This window comes from Rhodopseudomonas sp. NSM (assembly GCF_052445935.1).
Classification (GTDB): Bacteria; Pseudomonadota; Alphaproteobacteria; order Rhizobiales; family Xanthobacteraceae; genus Rhodopseudomonas.
On the sequence record NZ_JBQTCH010000001.1, the window covers coordinates 157,933 to 173,992 of the forward strand.

Annotated in this window: 18 protein-coding genes; 4 read left to right on the plus strand and 14 right to left on the minus strand. The window is 67.6% G+C overall.

The window, feature by feature from the left end:
* Window positions 1–69 precede the first annotated feature (69 nt).
* Window positions 70–378, minus strand: coding sequence for a DUF6496 domain-containing protein (locus tag ACTZWT_RS00710; protein ID WP_444767810.1), 309 nt, complete (start codon window positions 376–378; stop codon window positions 70–72).
* 63 nt (window positions 379–441) lie between these two features.
* Window positions 442–690, minus strand: coding sequence for a sulfurtransferase TusA family protein (locus ACTZWT_RS00715; RefSeq protein ID WP_444767811.1), 249 nt, complete (start codon window positions 688–690; stop codon window positions 442–444).
* Between the two features lie 119 nt (window positions 691–809).
* On the opposite strand from ACTZWT_RS00715, the gene mobA reads away from it, so the two are divergent.
* Complete coding sequence (gene mobA, locus ACTZWT_RS00720; RefSeq protein WP_444767812.1) at window positions 810–1,436, plus strand: molybdenum cofactor guanylyltransferase MobA; 627 nt, start codon at window positions 810–812, stop codon at window positions 1,434–1,436.
* On the opposite strand, the gene ACTZWT_RS00725 is transcribed toward mobA, so the two are convergent.
* Window positions 1,437–2,489, minus strand: coding sequence for an alcohol dehydrogenase (locus ACTZWT_RS00725; protein ID WP_444767813.1), 1,053 nt, complete (start codon window positions 2,487–2,489; stop codon window positions 1,437–1,439).
* 78 nt (window positions 2,490–2,567) lie between these two features.
* Window positions 2,568–3,530, minus strand: a complete 963-nt coding sequence (locus ACTZWT_RS00730) for an NAD(P)H-dependent flavin oxidoreductase (RefSeq protein WP_444767814.1) — start codon at window positions 3,528–3,530, stop codon at window positions 2,568–2,570.
* 107 nt (window positions 3,531–3,637) lie between these two features.
* Here ACTZWT_RS00730 and ACTZWT_RS00735 point away from each other — a divergent pair, with 107 nt between their 5' ends.
* The gene (locus ACTZWT_RS00735; protein WP_444767815.1) at window positions 3,638–5,209 is read left to right on the plus strand and encodes an AMP-binding protein; all 1,572 of its coding nucleotides are present in this window, start codon (window positions 3,638–3,640) and stop codon (window positions 5,207–5,209) included.
* 190 nt (window positions 5,210–5,399) lie between these two features.
* Here ACTZWT_RS00735 and ACTZWT_RS00740 read toward each other — a convergent pair whose 3' ends face one another.
* The 6 genes from ACTZWT_RS00740 to purD all read right to left on the minus strand — a co-directional run bounded on the left by ACTZWT_RS00740 (window position 5,400) and on the right by purD (window position 9,858).
* Window positions 5,400–6,131, minus strand: coding sequence for an urease accessory protein UreF (locus ACTZWT_RS00740; RefSeq protein WP_444767816.1), 732 nt, complete (start codon window positions 6,129–6,131; stop codon window positions 5,400–5,402).
* Window positions 6,118–6,732 (minus strand): urease accessory protein UreE, encoded by a 615-nt coding sequence (locus tag ACTZWT_RS00745; RefSeq protein ID WP_444767817.1) that lies wholly within the window; start codon window positions 6,730–6,732, stop codon window positions 6,118–6,120. The genes ACTZWT_RS00740 and ACTZWT_RS00745 overlap by 14 nt, the downstream gene beginning before the upstream one ends.
* Before the next feature lie 36 nt (window positions 6,733–6,768).
* On the minus strand, window positions 6,769–7,068 hold the full coding sequence (locus ACTZWT_RS00750; protein ID WP_444767818.1) for a putative quinol monooxygenase: 300 nt from the start codon (window positions 7,066–7,068) through the stop codon (window positions 6,769–6,771).
* 24 nt (window positions 7,069–7,092) lie between these two features.
* Entirely contained in the window at window positions 7,093–7,392 is a 300-nt protein-coding gene (locus ACTZWT_RS00755; RefSeq protein ID WP_011440761.1) for a putative quinol monooxygenase, read from the minus strand.
* 145 nt (window positions 7,393–7,537) lie between these two features.
* Window positions 7,538–8,440 (minus strand): alpha/beta fold hydrolase, encoded by a 903-nt coding sequence (locus ACTZWT_RS00760; protein WP_444767819.1) that lies wholly within the window; start codon window positions 8,438–8,440, stop codon window positions 7,538–7,540.
* Between the two features lie 134 nt (window positions 8,441–8,574).
* The gene (gene purD, locus ACTZWT_RS00765) at window positions 8,575–9,858 is read right to left on the minus strand and encodes a phosphoribosylamine--glycine ligase (RefSeq protein WP_444767820.1); all 1,284 of its coding nucleotides are present in this window, start codon (window positions 9,856–9,858) and stop codon (window positions 8,575–8,577) included.
* 233 nt (window positions 9,859–10,091) lie between these two features.
* On the opposite strand from purD, the gene xseA reads away from it, so the two are divergent.
* The gene (gene xseA / locus ACTZWT_RS00770; protein WP_444767821.1) at window positions 10,092–11,711 is read left to right on the plus strand and encodes an exodeoxyribonuclease VII large subunit; all 1,620 of its coding nucleotides are present in this window, start codon (window positions 10,092–10,094) and stop codon (window positions 11,709–11,711) included.
* Window positions 11,712–11,721: 10 nt separating this feature from the next.
* On the opposite strand, the gene ACTZWT_RS00775 is transcribed toward xseA, so the two are convergent.
* Entirely contained in the window at window positions 11,722–12,549 is an 828-nt protein-coding gene (locus tag ACTZWT_RS00775) for a dienelactone hydrolase family protein (RefSeq protein WP_444767822.1), read from the minus strand.
* A 193-nt stretch (window positions 12,550–12,742) separates the two neighbouring features.
* On the opposite strand from ACTZWT_RS00775, the gene ACTZWT_RS00780 reads away from it, so the two are divergent.
* Window positions 12,743–12,970, plus strand: a complete 228-nt coding sequence (locus ACTZWT_RS00780; protein WP_444767823.1) for a DUF2093 domain-containing protein — start codon at window positions 12,743–12,745, stop codon at window positions 12,968–12,970.
* A gap of 7 nt (window positions 12,971–12,977) precedes the next feature.
* Here ACTZWT_RS00780 and ACTZWT_RS00785 read toward each other — a convergent pair whose 3' ends face one another.
* The 3 genes from ACTZWT_RS00785 to ACTZWT_RS00795 are packed head-to-tail and all read right to left on the minus strand — an operon-like array spanning window position 12,978 to window position 16,059.
* On the minus strand, window positions 12,978–13,703 hold the full coding sequence (locus ACTZWT_RS00785) for a class I SAM-dependent methyltransferase (RefSeq protein WP_444767824.1): 726 nt from the start codon (window positions 13,701–13,703) through the stop codon (window positions 12,978–12,980).
* A complete protein-coding gene (locus ACTZWT_RS00790) occupies window positions 13,700–15,058 on the minus strand; it encodes a hypothetical protein (protein ID WP_444767825.1) in 1,359 nt (452 codons plus the stop codon). Before ACTZWT_RS00790 ends, ACTZWT_RS00785 begins: the two co-directional genes overlap by 4 nt.
* Window positions 15,055–16,059 (minus strand): glycosyltransferase family 2 protein, encoded by a 1,005-nt coding sequence (locus ACTZWT_RS00795; protein ID WP_444767826.1) that lies wholly within the window; start codon window positions 16,057–16,059, stop codon window positions 15,055–15,057. Before ACTZWT_RS00795 ends, ACTZWT_RS00790 begins: the two co-directional genes overlap by 4 nt.
* Window position 16,060 lies beyond the last annotated feature (1 nt).

Consider the following 16,060-nt stretch of genomic DNA (forward strand, 5'->3'; position numbering starts at 1 on the left):
GCTCGCTTGCGCGAGCGCCCCGGAATGACGAACGCAAGGACGTTTGTTAACGGAGCTCCTTCACAGACCTCAACGCTTCTTCGACGCCTTGCGCTTGCGGCCCGCCGACGACTTGCGCGACGTCTTTTTCGCCGACGATTTCTTGGCCGTTTTCTTGGTCGTCTTCTTCGTCGTCTTCTTCGCCCCCGCCTTCTTCGTGCTCTTCTTGCTCGGCACCTTCTTGCCTTCGGCGCGGGCCTCCGACAGGCCGATGGCGATCGCCTGTTTGCGGCTCTTCACCGTCTTGCCGGAGCCACCGCTCTTCAGCGTACCGGCCTTTCGCTTCTTCATCGCGCGCGCGACCTTGGCGGACGCTTTCTTCGAATACTTCCGGGCCATGCTGTCCTCCCATTTTGACAGGAAGACCAATTGTTCCGGATGATAATTAGTTCCCGGCGGCGTTCAGTCCTCGGCGCGATCCGCGGCGCCGGACTTCTCGATGACGAACACGATCGCCTCGTCGCTGCGCGTCGCGCTTTCGACGCGATCGCCGGTCTGCTGGATCAGCACCGGGATGTCGATCAGCGACATCGGATCGGTGCAATGCACTTCGAGCCGATCGCCGCCGCGCAGCGTCGCCAGCGCCTTGCGCGTCTTCAGCACCGGCAGCGGGCATTTCAGCCCCGTCAGATCGAGCTTGATGATCGTCATGGCCGCGGACGATGGCGAAGCGCAGCGCCTGCGTCAATCGTTTCGCCGTTCGCCTTATTGCGGACGCGCGCCTGCGCCTGTACCACGTTGGGGTGCCCCTGAATGTTGGAAAACGCTCGATGGCCGAACACCCCGCCACACCTGCAATCATTCTCGCCGGCGGCCTCGCGCAGCGCATGGGCGGCGGCGACAAGGCGCTGCGCATGATCGCCGGCCGCAGCCTGCTGGCGCTGGTGATTGATCGCCTCGCGCCGCAATGCGGCGCGCTGGCGCTGAGCGCCAATGGCGATCCTGCGCGCTTTGCCGGCTACGACCTGCCGATCATCGCCGATCCGGTCGATGGCTTTCGCGGCCCGCTCGCCGGCGTGCTCGCCGGACTCGACTGGATCGCCGAAACGCAGCCGGGGGCCGAATTGATGCTGAGCGCGCCGGCGGATTGTCCGTTCCTGCCGCGCGATCTGGTCGCGCGGCTGCATCAGGCGCGGATCGATCAGCAGACCGACATCGCCGTCGCGGCGTCAGCCGGCCGTTCGCATCCGGTGGCCGCGCTGTGGCCGATCGGCCTGCGCGTCGACCTGCGCCGCGCGCTGCTCGCCGACGACATCCGCAAGGTCGATCGCTTCACCGCGCGCTATCCGCGCGCGATCGTGGAGTGGCCGACGGAGCCGTTCGATCCGTTCTTCAACGCCAACACGCCGCAGGACCTCGCCGAGGCCGAACGGCTCGCCGCGCGCGCGCCGGACTGACTACGGCGTCAGCACCGCGCGCCCGACCAGCTTGCCCTGCTGCAGATCGAGCAGTGCCTGGTTGGCCCTGGGCAGCGGCAGCGGCGTCACCGGAATCGGCGCGATCTTGTTGGCGCGCACCAGATCGAGCAGTTCCTGGGTCTCGCGCAGATTGCCGACATACGAGCCCTGGATCGTGATCGCCCGCATCGGAATGAACGGCAGCGCCCATGGCGCGCCGCCGCCGAACAGGCCGACGATCACCAGCTTGCCGCCCTTGGTGAGACAATCGAAGCCGAGCTGCGCGGTCTGCGAGTTGCCGACCAGGTCGAGCGCGCCACGCACCGGCGCGCCGGCCTTCGCGGCGATCTGCTCCAGCGCATCGGGCGCTCCGCCGTCGACCGTCGCCATCGCGCCGGCCTGCTCGGCCGCCTCGCGCTTCCTGGCGTCGATGTCGACCATGATCGCGCCCTTGCCGCCCATCGCCTTCAGCAGCGACAGCGCCATCAGGCCGAGGCCGCCGGCGCCGAACATCACGATCGGGCCGTCGAACGCGAATTCGAGCTTCTTCAGCGCGCTGTAGGTGGTGACCCCGGAGCACGCATACGGCGCCGCGGTCACCGGATCGAGCCCGTCGAGGCTAAGCAGGTAGCGCGGATGCGGCACGATCAGTTCGTCGGAGTAACCGCCGTCGCAATACACGCCGAGAAACCTCGGCTTGAGACACATGTTCTCGTCGCCGGCGCGGCACACCGCGCATTCGCCGCAGCCGATCCACGGATACACCAGCACGACATCGCCGATCTTGGCGTCCTTGGCGTCCGGCCCTGCCGCGACGATCTCGCCGACGGTCTCGTGCCCCATCGTCAGCGGCAGCGCGACGCCGCGATCGGCGAGCGACAGCTTCTTGCGGCCGTGGCCGAGTTCGTAGCCGCCTTCCCAGATGTGCAGATCGCTGTGGCAGATGCCGGCGGCCTTGACGCGGAGCAGCACCTGCGTGCCGGTCAATTCCGGCGTCGGCCGGTTCTCTTCGCTGAGCGGCTGGCCGAAGCCCGAGACGCGGAAGCTCTTCATGGCGTGGTCTCCCCGATTTTTCTTATCGTCTAGATATGACATGGCGCAGCACAGCCGTCGACTGGCGCGACAATGCGCTCATCCTGCAGTGCGGAATTCGTGCGCGGTTTGCGAGACCAGCTCCGCGACCGGCACGATGCCGCCGACGCCCGACGTCGAATGGCCCGCGCTCCAGATATCGCGCCAGCGCTGCGGCCGATTCTCGCGCGCACCGACGTCGATATCCTTGCCGATATCGATCGCGCCGCGCTCCGGCAGCGCGTCCGGATCGAGCCCGGCGGCAACGATCGAGGGCCGCAGCATGCTGGTCTGCAGGCCGGTGAAGGCTTTGGTCAGCAGGATATCGTCGGCGGAGGAATTCACCAGCATCGCCTTGTAGCGCGGATCGGCCGCGCTCTCCTGCGTCGCGATGAATCTGGTGCCCATGTAGCCGAGGTCGCAGCCGAGCGTCATCGCCGCGCGCAGCGCGACGCCGTCGCTGATCCCGCCGGCCAGCACGATGACCCCATCGAAGAACTGCCGCACGGCACGGACGAACGCGAACGGATTGAGCCAGCCGGTCTGCCCGCCGGCGCCCGCCGTGAGCAGCACCAGCCCATCGGCGCCCGCCGCAGCCGCACGTTCGGCGTGGCGGATGCTGGCGACATCGGCCAGCACCATCGCGCCGATATCGTGCAGCGGCTTGATCACCGGCTCCGGCGAGCCGACGCTGGTGATGACGATCTCGGGCTTGTGCGTCAGCAGCACCGCGAGGTCGTCGGCGAGCCGCGCATTGGAGCGATGCACGATCAGGTTCGGACACCACGGCGCCGCGCGCCGGCCTGTCGCATCTTCATGCGCCGCCAACCGCTGCGCGATCGTGGCGATCCAGCTTTCGAGTTGTTCCGTATTACGGCAATTCACCGTCGGAAACGATCCGATCACGCCGTTGCTACATGCGGAGGCGACCAGATCGACGCCGGACACCAGAAACATCGGCGCCGCGATCAGCGGCAGTTCGAGCCGGCCCCGAAAACGGACGAGACGATCGGATAATTCCACGGCAGTTCCTCCTGCTCTGTTTGCATCTTCCGCGCAGCGGCGTGCTAGGTTCGTCGCCGAACATTGGCACGCGCAATGGCCGATGACAAAGATCCGGGAGAATGCCCATGACCGAAATCAACGCCGACCTCAACGCCTTTCCCACCGCCGGCACGCAGACGCTGCGTGCGCTGTCGCGCTATCCGACGCGCAACGCGTTCGCGTGGCCGGGCGGCAGCATGAGCTATCGCGGCGCCGTCGACACGATCGGCAGCATCCAGAAGGTGTTCATGGGCCTCGGCGCTGAGCCCGGCACGCGCGTCGCGCTGCTCACCGCCAATCGCGCCGAGAGCTGGTGCGCGGGCGTCGCCGCGCAATTGTCCCGCTTCGCGATCACCTGGCTGCATCCGCTCGGATCGCTGCAGGACCAGCTCGACCAGATCGAGGATTCCGAAGCGGCGATCCTGCTGATCGACGCCGCCGCCTTCCTGCAGCGCGGCGGCGAACTCGCGGCGCGGGCCGGCGCGCTGCGCCACGTCTTCACCCTCAGCCGCGCCGATTATGGCGTCGATCTGCTGGCCGCGATGGACAAGGCCGGCGCCGCCACGCCGCGCGATTTCGCCCGGATCGACGACGTCGCGGTGCTGAACTACACCGGCGGCACCACCGGAAAATCCAAGGGCGCGCTGCGCCGGCATCGCGAGAACGCCGGCTTCGCGGCCGCGATCCTCGCCGATTTCGAAATCCCCGCCGATCCGCGCTATCTCACCGTCGCGCCGATCAGCCACGTCGCGGGCACCAAGGTGCTGCCGGCGCTGATGCGCGGCGGCACCGTGCACATGCTGAAAGGCTTCGATCCCGAAGCCGTGCTGCAAACCATCGAACGCGAGAAGATCAACTTCACGCTGTTCGTGCCGACCATGATCTACGTGCTGCTCGACCATCCGAAGCTCGCGGCCACCGATCTTTCCTCGCTCGACCTCGTGCTGTACGGCGCCTCGCCGATGTCGCCGACGCGGCTGGTCGAAGGCATCAAACGGATCGGCCCGGTGTTCTCGCAGCTCTACGGCCAGACCGAGTGCTATCCGGTGTCGGTGCTGCGCAAGGCCGATCACGATCCGAAGGAGCCGGAGCTGTTCCTGTCCTGCGGCTTTCCGATCGCCGCCTGCGATGCGCGGATCCTCGATGAGAACGATCAGGAGGTCGCGACCGGCGAATCCGGCGAAATTTGCGTCCGCGCGCCGCATGTGATGGCGGAATACTGGAAGCGTCCCGAGCAGACCGCCGAGACGCTGAAGAACGGCTGGCTGCACACCGGCGACATCGCCCGGCGCGACGACCGCGGCTACATGTACATCCTCGACCGCAAGAAGGACATGATCGTGTCCGGCGGCTTCAACATCTTCCCGCGCGAGGTCGAGGACGTGTTGTCGACGCATCGCGACGTCGCGATGGTCGCCGTCGTCGGCGTGCCCGACGACAAATGGGGCGAAGCCGTCACCGCGATCGTCGTCGCCCGCGCAGGTAGCAAGCCGGACGAGCAGGAATTGATCGAACTGGTGAAGAGCCGCAAGGGCTCCGCGCACGCGCCGAAGCAGATCAAATTCGTCACCGAACTGCCGATGACCGGCGTCGGCAAGATCGACAAGAAAGTGCTGCGCGCGGATTTCTGGAAGGGCCGCGACCGGATGGTGGGTTAGGCCACCATCCTCTCCGTCGTCATTCCGGGGCGCGCCACCGGGTCCGGCCCCTGGCCGGCCCGATGACAGGCTCCGCGCGAACCCGGAATCTCTCTTCGACCCAATGTCGAGATTCCGGGTTCGCGCAGCTGTGCTGCGCGCCCCGGAATGACACTGCGTTTGTTGCTTGCGCTGCAAGTCTGCCGAGAGGCTACGACCTGAACAGCCGCGTGTACTGCGTCTCGTGGCGCAGGCCGGCGAGGTCGGCGCGGAAGGTGGCGCTGCCGAGGTCGTCGAGCGAGGCCTTGAGCGCGCGGTCGCCGGTGGCGATCACGGCGGGCTCCAGCGCCGCCAGCAGGCGCTGGCTGTCGGTCTGGCCGAGCGGGACCAGACGTGCACCCGCGGAGATCCAGTTCGAGACCACGGCATGAAGAAACGCGTGCAGCGTCGCGGCGAGCGGCACGCCGTGCACGGCGCTGACGAGGCCGACCGCGACCGGATAAGCGAGCGCGCCGTCGCAGGCATTCACCGCGCGGGCGAGCCCGTCGCTCGCCCAGGCATTGCGCACGATCTCGATGAAGGCGCGGCCCTGCGACATGGTTTCGAGATGGCGCTCGGCCGACGGCACCATCGCGGCGGCGAGTTCGGCGACGTCGCGCAGCGCGGCCTCGTCGCCGCGCACGACCGCGCGATAAGCGTGCGCCAGGAACACACCGTCGCAAAAGCCGGCGCCGTGTTCGAGCATCGCGCCAAGCCAGTCGCGCAACGACGCCGCGTCGGTGACATCGCCGGCCTCGACCGCCCATTCGATGCCGCTGGAATAGGAGAACGCGCCGACCGGAAACGCCGGCGACAGCCAGGTCATCAGCCGGTACAGCGCCGCGCCCTGCTCCGCCGACAGCGGCTCGGCGACAGTCACTTGCGACTGATCACTTGTGGTCATGCTTGTGGGAATGGCCGTGCCCGTGATCGTGGCCGCAATGCTCGTCGTGGACGTGATGCTCGTGGCCGTGATCATGCTTGCCGTGATCATGATGGGCATGGTCGTGATGTTCATGGTCATGATGCGCATGATCATGATGCCCGTGATCACGATGCGCTGCGCTTTCGTGCGCCGGCGCATAGGCGCCGCCTTCGGGATCGAACGGCGCCTCGATCTCGACCGCCTTGCCGCCGAGCCCTGTAACCATGTCGGCGATGACGTGATCGCGGCGGATGCGCAGCGCCTTGGTCATGATCTGGGTCGGCAGATGGCGGTTGCCGAGGTGCCAGGCGAGCCGCACCAGGTGCTGCGGGTCGCGGCCGCGGATTTCCAGCAGCGGCTCCGGCGCAGCCACCACTTCGACCAGGCGCCCGTCGTCGAGCACCAGCGCGTCGCCGCCGCGCAAGGCCGTGGCGTGCTCGAGATCGAGCAGGAATTCGAGCCCGCGGGTGCCGGTCATCGCCATGCGGCGGCGATGCCGGTCGTCGAAATCGAGCACGACGGTGTCGGCCGCCGGCTCCTTCCAGTGATATTGCCCGTGGACTTTGCCGGCTCGGATCATGCTCGCTCTCGTTCGGTTCCAGGCGCGTGAGACGCGCTACAGTTTCTCGACCTTGCCGTCGCTGATGATCTCGATCACCGTCGGCGCAGCCTTCAGCGGGGTGGATAGTTCGCGCCACGCCTTCATGTGCGGAGCGCGGGCGTGAGCGTTGAGGTCATCGCGGCTTTCCCAGCGCTCGACGACCACGAAAGTGTTCGGATCATTGATGCTGGTGTGGCTGTCATAGGCGATGCAGCCCTTCTCCTTGCGGGTCTCGGCGATGCAGGCCTTGGCGCCCTCGATGAAGGCCTCGCGGGACTCCGGTTTCACCTGCGTGGTGGCGACGACGTAGATCATGGCGTTTCCCTTTTCTTGTTGTTGTTACTTCACGTCGACCTTTTCGGGCGTGATGATCTCGATCTTCGGCGGCGCCGACAGGCACTTCGCGGCGATCCGGCCGAACGCCTTGAAGTGCTCGGCTTTGCCGTGCGGGCCGAGCGCCTCGGCGTTCTCCCACTGTTCGACGAACACCATCTTGGTCGGATCGCTGACGCTCTCGTGCATGTCGTAGGCGATGTTGCCCGGCTCCTTGCGGGTCTCGGCGATGCAGTCCTTCGCTCCGGCAATCAGTTCGGCACGCATTTCAGGCTTCACGGTCAAGGTGGCGACGACATAGATCACGGATATTCCTCCCGGTGGTTTTTCTGGCGCAGGCGCCGCGCGGACATTAGGCGCTGGGGACGCGGGTGCAAAGCCCATTCCCGGCGAGGCAGACGGCAGCAGCGGTCTCGACCCGAAAGCCGCGGCCGCGGCCGCCGGCGCCGTACTAAGCCGCGAAGAAATCGAGCAGCGCCTGCGCGGTCTGCCCGGGCGCTTCCTCGGTGAGGAAGTGGCCGGAATCGACCGGACCGCCTCGCACGTCGTCCGCCCAGTTCTTCCAGGTCTCGAGCGGCGTCGCGGCGGATTGGGCGATGCCGGCGTCGCCCCACAGCGCCAGCATCGGCACCGGAATCTTGCGGCCGGCCTCCACGTCCGCCTTGTCGTGCGCGAAGTCGGCGTTGGCGCCTGCGCGATAGTCCTCGCACATCGCGTGCAGCCGCATCGGATCGCGGAACGGCGCGAGATAGTGCTCCATCGCGCGCGGATCGAAGCAGGACAGATCTTTCGTCTTCGCCCAGCTCGCGAGCTTGTTCTTGAGATAGAAATCCGAACTCGCGCCGATCAGCGTCTCCGGCAGCGGCGCCGGCTGGGCGAGGAAGCTCCAGTGATAGATCTTCAGCGCATAGGCCCGGTCCATCCGCATCCAGTATTCGTAGGTCGGCAGGATATCGAGCACCGCCAGCTTCGCCAGCCGGCCGGGATGATCGAGCGCGAGCCGATAGCTGACGCGGCCGCCGCGGTCGTGGCCGGCGAGCGCGAAGTGCACATGGCCGAGCCGTTCCATCGCCTCGATCAGTTGCTCGGCCATCGCCCGCTTGGTGTAGGGCGTATGCTCGGCATCGCTCTCCGGCATGTCGGACCAGCCGTAGCCGGGCAGATCGGCGATGATCAGCCTGAAGCGCTCGGCGAGAAGCGGCGCGACGCGGTGCCACATCACATGGGTTTCGGAGAAGCCGTGCAGCAGCAACAGCGGCGGCCCGTCGCCGCCGGTCCGCGCGAAGATTCGCCCGGACGAGGTGTTGATCCATTCCGAGCCGAAGCCCGGAAACAAATCGGCGAGATCGGGCATCGGCTGGTTCTCCCTGGATTGTTGTCGTCATTGCGAGGAGGCGAAGCCGACGAAGCAATCCAGGAGCTACACGTTCCGGCGCCTCTGGATTGCTTCGCTTCGCTCGCAATGACGGTGCGAGGTCGACAACGCAATTACTTCCCGCCGCGTTCCCGCGCCACTGCCTGCCAGCCGATGTCGCGGCGGCAGAAGCCTTCGGGCCAGTTGATCACGCCGATCGCCTCGTAGGCGCGGCGCTGCGCTTCGGCCACCGTGTTCGCCGATGCGGTGACCGCGAGCACGCGGCCGCCATTGGCGAGCACCCAGTCGCCCGACGCCATGGTGCCGGCGTGGAAGATCTGCACGCCCGGAATCTTCTCGGCGCGTTCGAGCCCGGCGATCCGGGTGCCCTTCTCGTAGGCGCCGGGATAGCCCTTCGCCGCCATCACCACGGTCAGCGCCGGTTCGTCGAACCACCGCAGCGTGAGGTGCGCGAGCTGGCCGTCGACGCAGGCGAGCAGCGCCGGCACGATGTCGGACATCATCCGCATCATCAGCACCTGGCATTCCGGATCGCCGAACCGGACGTTGTATTCGATCAGTTGCGGGCCGTCCTCGGTGATCATCAGGCCGGCGAACAGCACGCCCTTGAACGGCGCGCCCATCGCCTTCATCGCCTTCAGCGTCGGGCCGATGATGCGCTCCATCGCCTGCTTGCAGATCGCGTCGGTCATCACCGGCGCCGGCGAATACGCCCCCATGCCGCCGGTGTTCGGCCCCTTGTCGCCGTCGAAGGCGCGCTTGTGGTCCTGCGCGGTGGCGAGCGCCAGCGCGTGCTCGCCGTCGCACAGCACGAAGAACGACGCCTCCTCGCCGATCATGAAGTCCTCGACCACGACCTCGACGCCGGCGTCGCCGAGCCCGCCGCCGAACATCATGTCGACCGCGTCTTCCGCCTCGGCCAGTGTCATCGCCACCACGACGCCCTTGCCGGCGGCGAGCCCGTCGGCCTTGACCACGATCGGCGCGCCCTGGACGCGGATATAGGCCTTGGCGTCGTCGGGCGAGCTGAAGCGCTCATAGGCGGCGGTGGGAATGCCGTGCGCCTTGCACAGGTCCTTGGTGAAGCCCTTGGAGCCTTCGAGCTGCGCGGCCTTGCGGGTCGGCCCGAACGCCTTGATGCCGGCGTCCGCGAGATCGTCGACGATGCCGGCGGCCAGCGGCGCCTCCGGCCCGACCACCACCAGCTCGATCGCATTCGCCTTGCAGAAATCGATCACCGCCGCGTGGTCGGTGACGTCGAGCGCAATGCAGGTTGCCTCGCGCGCGATCCCGGCATTGCCCGGCGCGCAGAACAGCCTGGTTACGAGCGGCGAAGCTGCGATTTTCCAGGCCAGCGCGTGTTCGCGACCGCCTGAACCGAGCAACAGAATGTTCATCGCAAGCCTGACCGTGCCTCGTGGATGTTCGCGAGGTGTAACACGGCGGGGGTTCCGGGCAACGAGGGCGTGGCCGCGGATGTGGATATGTCGTAAACCGGGCAGGAAACCGGCTGCAGCGCGCACGCGGCACGATCCGGTTGCATGGCCGTGGCAGGACAATATGGCCTGGCCGGTTGGCGTGGGCTGCGAAAGCCCCTATTTTCCGGCTGTCCCAACAACTCGCGAATCGCATGGCCCGACTGCTCGCACCCGACACGCTCGTCAACGTCGCCGAATTCACCGTCTCCGAGCTGTCGCAGGCGCTGAAGCGGACGGTGGAGGACACCTATGGGCACGTCCGGGTGCGCGGCGAAATCTCCGGGTTTCGCGGCGCGCATTCGTCGGGGCATTGCTATTTCGCGCTGAAGGACGAGAGCGCCAAGATCGAGGCGGTGATCTGGAAGGGCGTGCACGGGCGGATGCGGTTCAAGCCGCAGGAGGGCCTCGAGGTCATCGCCACCGGCAAGCTCACCACCTATCCGGGCTCGTCGAAATATCAGATCGTGATTGAGGCTATCGAGCCCGCCGGCATCGGCGCGCTGATGGCGCTGATGGAAGAGCGCAAGCGCAAGCTCGGCGCCGAAGGCCTGTTCGACGAGGCGCGCAAGCAGCTCTTGCCGTGGCTGCCCGAGGTGATCGGCGTGGTGACGTCGCCGACCGGCGCGGTGATCCGCGACATCCTGCACCGGCTCGAGGACCGCTTCCCGCGCCGCGTGCTGGTGTGGCCCGTGAAGGTGCAGGGCGAAGGCTCGGCCGAACAGGTCGCCGCCGCGATCCACGGCTTCAACGCGCTGCCCGAGGGCGGCCCGATCCCGCGCCCCGACTTGCTGATCGTCGCACGCGGCGGCGGCTCGCTGGAGGATCTGTGGTCCTTCAACGAGGAGATCGTGGTTCGCGCCGCGGCCGAAAGCATGATCCCGCTGATCTCCGCGGTCGGCCACGAGACCGACGTGACGCTGATCGATTTCGCCGCCGACAAGCGCGCGCCGACGCCGACCGCCGCGGCCGAAATGGCGGTGCCGGTGCGCGCCGAATTGTTCGTCGAGGTGCAGAGCTATGCCCGGCGGATGATGCTGTGCTGGACCCGCGGCCAGGATTCGCGCCGCAACGAATTGCGCGCCGCCGCCCGCGCGCTGCCCGCGGCAAGCGAACTGCTCGCGATCCCGCGGCAGCGGCTCGACGGTGCTGCGTCATCCCTGCCCCGCGCACTGCGCGCCAACACCCACGCCCATCATCGCCGCTACGCGAAGGCCGCGGCGGGGATCACGCTCAATGTGCTGCGCGCGCAGGTCGGCCACAGCGCGCAGCGGCTCGGCATCACCGGCGAGCGGCTGCGCCATTGCACCCGCGCGACGCTGCGCCATCGCCGCGACCGCTTCGAAGGGCTGGCGATCCGGCTGCAGGCCTCGAAGCTCGCCAACGAACAGGCGCAGCGGATGCGGATCGCGCGCGAGCGCGAACGGATGCTGCGGCTCGCCGAGCGCGCACGACGCGCGCTGGCCACGCTGCTCGATCGCCAGCAGGCGCGCGTCACCCAATCAGGCAAGCTGCTCACCGCGCTGTCGTATCGCGGCGTGCTGGCGCGCGGCTTCGCGCTGGTCCGCGATGCCGACGGCCACGCCGTCCACGCCGCAGCAGCGGTGAATGCCGGCGCGCAACTCAGCGTCGAGTTCGCCGACGGCCGCGTCGGCGTCACTGCCGATGGCGGCGGGGCCACGAGATCCGAAGCGGCGAGGCCCTCCTCGGCCCCCTCTTCCAAGCCGGCGGCGAAGCGCGTGTCGAAGCCGATCGACCAGGGCTCGCTGTTTTAAGCGGCACAACTCACCGCCCGAGCCAATGCGATACCCGCCTCTCGGAATCGCTGCGCGCGGCCGCATCGAAGCCGCGATGGCCCTGCTCCAGCACTTCCGGATCGTCGGCGCCGGCGAGATGCGGCGTGACGCCGGCGGCGTCGAAATCGTGATAGGCGCCGGGATAGACCACGATCCGCGCCAGCGCGCTGCGGCCGCGGGCGCCGTCGATCATCGCCCGGCAGGCCGGGACCGAGCTGATGTCGTCTGCGCCGCCGATCAGCACCAGCGTCGGCACCCGCGCGCTCCATCCGAGCCGCGCCGCGATCCGGCAATCCGGATAGAACGCGATCGCCGAGCGGAACTCGGGCTCGCCTTTGGCGAACGCGGTTTGCGGGCGCACCGCCCACAGCAGCGCACTCGCGCCATTGTCCCAGCCGATCAGGCCGATGCGCTGGCGCGCGACCCAGGGCTGCTGCGCCAGCCAGTGCCGCGCGGCTCCGATGTCGGCCAGGCGTTCCCGCCGCGCCGGCGAGCGGCGGCTTCGGGCGTGGCACTGAGGGCCGAGATCGCGTGAACCGTAACTGTCCGGCAGCAACACGGCATGGCCGGATTTCAGCAATTGTCCGGCCCAATCGGCGTAGCGCGGCCTGATGGCTCCGGACCTGCCGACCAGTCCGCCGCAGCCATGCAATGCGACGACCGCGGGAAACGGGCCGTTGCCGTCGGGCCTGTACAACCATGCGCCGAGTTTGCCGCCGGGGCCGGAGATATCCACCATTTCAGGCGCCGGTGCCGCCATGGCCGCATGTCCGGCGGCGAGCAGAATGGCAATCGACAGAAACAAAGGCAGGCGCATTGCAGAGGTCCAGGCGGTGATCCCGGTCGGCCGGCGAGCGCCCACCGCAATGTAGATTATCATGCGCCAGAACGGCGATTTCATCACAAGTCGGTGGTTTGCAACGCGGCTCATCCGTTCTATCTGTGGGAGATATCGACCGCGAGCGGCCGGGGCAACGCCTCGCCGCGTGCGGTATCTCAGGAGATCAGCCGTGCTGAACAAATTTGGCCCCTCGGGCTCGGGCGAAGCGCAGGTGCAATATCTGGATGGCGATTTCCGCGTGATCTCGCCGGGCACCTATGTCCGCTGCGCGGTGACCGGTGTGCAGATTCCGCTCGACGAGCTGAAATACTGGAGCGTCGATCTCAAGGAAGCCTACGCCACGCCGATCGCTGTGCTGCAGCGGCATTATCCGATCGCCGCCAAGCGGTTCGACTGACGCACATTCAGTTCGCCGGCCGGCGCGCGGTGGCGACATATTGCGCGCCGAGCGGCAGGCGGCGGATCGCGTGTTCGATCTTGCGGACCGCCGCGTTCTCGAACGGCGTGAAGAAGATGTACTCGATCTCCGGCGGCGCGAATCCGGCCTGAGCCAGCAGCCTGCGCGCCGTCGGCGCGCTGAGCAGGACGGCGTCGTGATCGAACGCGCAGCGATGCACCGCCAGCCGCGTCAGCGGGTTCCACGGATTGTGCTCGCAGATCACCAGCGCCCCGCCGGGCCGCAGCACCCGCCGCGCCTCCTCGAGAAATCCGACCCATTCGGCAACGGCGACGTGGTGGATCACGCAGACGGTGACGGCGAGATCGAAACTCGCATCGGCGAACGGCAGCGTGCGGCCGTCATAGAGCTGATAGTGGTTGCCGGGATGCCGCTGCCTGGCGATGTCGAGCGGCGTCGGGCTGACATCGACGCCCGACACCTCGCAGACCGACGGCGGCAGGAAGCCGTGGATCAGCCCCGGGCCGCAGCCGATATCGAGCAGCCGCGCCGGTCGCGGAAGGCCGAGGCTCTTCACCTTCTCGACCACCTTGTCGGCCTTGCCGCGGGTGAAGAACGACTGGTCGAGGCCGGAGAAATTGATCGACTGGTTCACCTCGGGCGCGTAGTCCGGATACGGATCGCTGGCCCAGCGCGAGGCGGCGCCGTCGTTGCGGTCGGGACTGCTCGTCATCGCGTGTCTCCCTTCGCACTCTTCAGCCAGCCGATCGAAAAATTCCCGACCCGGCTGACCGGCGTCACATCCGGACGCGCCGTGCGGCCGACCACCAGCACCGGGCGCGACAGGCCGCGGATCTGCGGCGCGATGTCGGCGTCCTCGGGCAGCCAGACGTACTGATCGGGTGTCGGCGCGCCGGGCAGTGCCGGATGCGGTCCGATCACCAGCATGTTCGGCACAGCGACCGCGCGGATGGCGGCGGCGAGCCGCGCGTGGCTGTAGTCGTCGTTGTACAGCATCAGCGCCAGATAGCTCGCGAGGTGAAACGCCAGCAGCGGCAGCAGCGCCAGCGGCGCGATCCGCAGCATGGCGAAATACAGCGGCACGAAAATCCACACCACGTAGAGGTAGCTGCCACGGCCGAGCAGTTCCAGCAGCACCACCGCCAGCAGCGCCTGCAGCAGCGGCTCGCGCGCCCTCACCCAGACCTGCGGCACGCTGCGCCCGCGAAGCATGATCCAGACCGCCGCACCCAGCGCGATCAGTTCCGGCAGATGGCGCTTGTATTGCGCGTGCCAGAAGTAAGCGGCCAGCGGCGAGCGGATGCCGTTGGTGCCCTGGCGGCCGCCGAGGTCGTGCAGCCATCGCAGCGACACGATATCCGGATGCAGCGCCCAGAACAACGCCATGCCGAGAACGCCGCCGAGCGCGAGGTGCAGCAGCGCGCGCAGCCCCATGCGATCCAGCAGCACGCGCAGCGCGACGAAGCCGGCGCCGATCACGCCGGTGGCGTGAATTTCCACTGCGAGCACCGCCAGCGTGCCACCGAGCCAGACCAGACGCGGCCGGCGCACGCACAGCAAGGCCGCGAGCGTGACCGCCAGCGACAGCGTCTCGGCGCGTAGCGAGACCACGCCGCGCAGCACCGGCTCCATCAGGCACAGCACGATCGCCAGCGTCAGCGCCGTCACCGGACGATAATCGAATTCGGCGCGCAGGAAGCCGTAGAACGCGGCGAGGATCAGCAGCAGCCACAGCTCGTTGGCGACGAACACCGTCCAGAAACCGTGGCCCATCATCGCGTACACCGCCGCGATCAGCGCGGTCGGGATCATCGAAAACACGTAGGTGCCGCCGACCAGGTCGTTCGGATAGAAGAAGCGGTCGGCGCGGATGCCGTGATCGACCAGATTGACCGCCCAGGAGTAGATCCAGAACGCGTCCATCTCGTTCGGCGTGAACACCAGGAACAGCTTCACCGAGATCGCCAGCAGGGCCGCCGCCGCGAGCGCCAGCACCGGCGCGCGGCCGGCAAGTCCGATCCAGCGATCCGACGCCGGCGGCGCGACGGCGAGCGACGCCCCGGTCATCGCGCGCCTCCTTCGCGCTCACGCCGGTCCGGCCGCGCGGCGCGACCGTCAGCGGCGGTCTCGCGAACGATGAATCGCGGCCGCCGCTTGGTCTCGAGAAAGATCTTGCCGATGTACTCGCCGATCACGCCGAGGAAGATGAACTGCAGCCCCTGGAACAGCATCAGCGGCAGCATGATCGAGGCCCAGCCGGGAATCGATTCATCCGTGAAAAGTTTGGCCCACAGCGTCCAGGCGCCGAGCAGGAAGGCCAGCAGCGACACCGCAAGGCCGATGATTCCGATCGCCCGCAACGGCGCCACCGACCACGAGGTGATGCCGTCGATCGCGAAATGCAGCATCTTGCCGAGCGGATATTTGGTCGCGCCGGCGACGCGGGGCGTGCGTCGATAGGCGACCTGCGCGGTCTCGAAGCCGAGCCGCTGCACCAGCGACCGCAGGAACAGGTTGGTTTCCGAATATTGCAGCAGCGCCGCGATCGCGCGCCGGCTCATCAGCCGGAAGTCGGCGTGCTGCGGCAGAATCTCGGCGCCGAGCAGGCCGAGCAGCTTGTAGTACAGGCTCGCGGAGTTGCGCTTGAACCAGGTGTCGGACTGCCGCTCGGAACGGACGCCGTAAACGATGTCGGCGCCGTCGTGATAGCGCGCCACCATCGCCTCGATCGCGTTCGGATCGTCCTGCAGATCGGCGTCGATCGTCACCACCATCTCGGCGGTCGAGGCCGACAGCCCCGCCCACAACGCCGCCTGATGACCGAAATTGCCCGACAGCCGGATGCCGTCGTAACGCTGCGGCTGCGACGCGTGCAGCGCCTCGATCAGTCGCCATGTCCTGTCGGAGGAGCCGTCGTCGACGAACAGCACGCTGCTCGAATTCGCGATCAGTCCACGCGCGATGCAGGATTCGATCACGCCGCAGAGTTGCCGCGCGGTCTCCGGCAGCGCCTCTTCCTCGTTGAAGCAGGGAACGACGATCTGCAGACGATCCACCAATGCCACCATC

Excerpts from the sequence above, each read along its gene's own strand:
- ACTZWT_RS00710 (WP_444767810.1), bottom strand. The coding sequence starts at position 378 with ATGGCCCGGAAGTATTCGAAGAAAGCGTCCGCCAAGGTCGCGCGCGCG.
- ACTZWT_RS00715 (WP_444767811.1), bottom strand. The coding sequence starts at position 690 with ATGACGATCATCAAGCTCGATCTGACGGGGCTGAAATGCCCGCTGCCG.
- mobA (WP_444767812.1), top strand. The coding sequence starts at position 810 with ATGGCCGAACACCCCGCCACACCTGCAATCATTCTCGCCGGCGGCCTC.
- ACTZWT_RS00725 (WP_444767813.1), bottom strand. The coding sequence starts at position 2,489 with ATGAAGAGCTTCCGCGTCTCGGGCTTCGGCCAGCCGCTCAGCGAAGAG.
- ACTZWT_RS00735 (WP_444767815.1), top strand. The coding sequence starts at position 3,638 with ATGACCGAAATCAACGCCGACCTCAACGCCTTTCCCACCGCCGGCACG.
- ACTZWT_RS00740 (WP_444767816.1), bottom strand. The coding sequence starts at position 6,131 with ATGACCACAAGTGATCAGTCGCAAGTGACTGTCGCCGAGCCGCTGTCG.
- ACTZWT_RS00745 (WP_444767817.1), bottom strand. The coding sequence starts at position 6,732 with ATGATCCGAGCCGGCAAAGTCCACGGGCAATATCACTGGAAGGAGCCG.
- ACTZWT_RS00750 (WP_444767818.1), bottom strand. The coding sequence starts at position 7,068 with ATGATCTACGTCGTCGCCACCACGCAGGTGAAACCGGAGTCCCGCGAG.
- ACTZWT_RS00760 (WP_444767819.1), bottom strand. The coding sequence starts at position 8,440 with ATGCCCGATCTCGCCGATTTGTTTCCGGGCTTCGGCTCGGAATGGATC.
- purD (WP_444767820.1), bottom strand. The coding sequence starts at position 9,858 with ATGAACATTCTGTTGCTCGGTTCAGGCGGTCGCGAACACGCGCTGGCC.
- xseA (WP_444767821.1), top strand. The coding sequence starts at position 10,092 with ATGGCCCGACTGCTCGCACCCGACACGCTCGTCAACGTCGCCGAATTC.
- ACTZWT_RS00775 (WP_444767822.1), bottom strand. The coding sequence starts at position 12,549 with ATGCGCCTGCCTTTGTTTCTGTCGATTGCCATTCTGCTCGCCGCCGGA.
- ACTZWT_RS00785 (WP_444767824.1), bottom strand. The coding sequence starts at position 13,703 with ATGACGAGCAGTCCCGACCGCAACGACGGCGCCGCCTCGCGCTGGGCC.
- ACTZWT_RS00790 (WP_444767825.1), bottom strand. The coding sequence starts at position 15,058 with ATGACCGGGGCGTCGCTCGCCGTCGCGCCGCCGGCGTCGGATCGCTGG.
- ACTZWT_RS00795 (WP_444767826.1), bottom strand. The coding sequence starts at position 16,059 with ATGGTGGCATTGGTGGATCGTCTGCAGATCGTCGTTCCCTGCTTCAAC.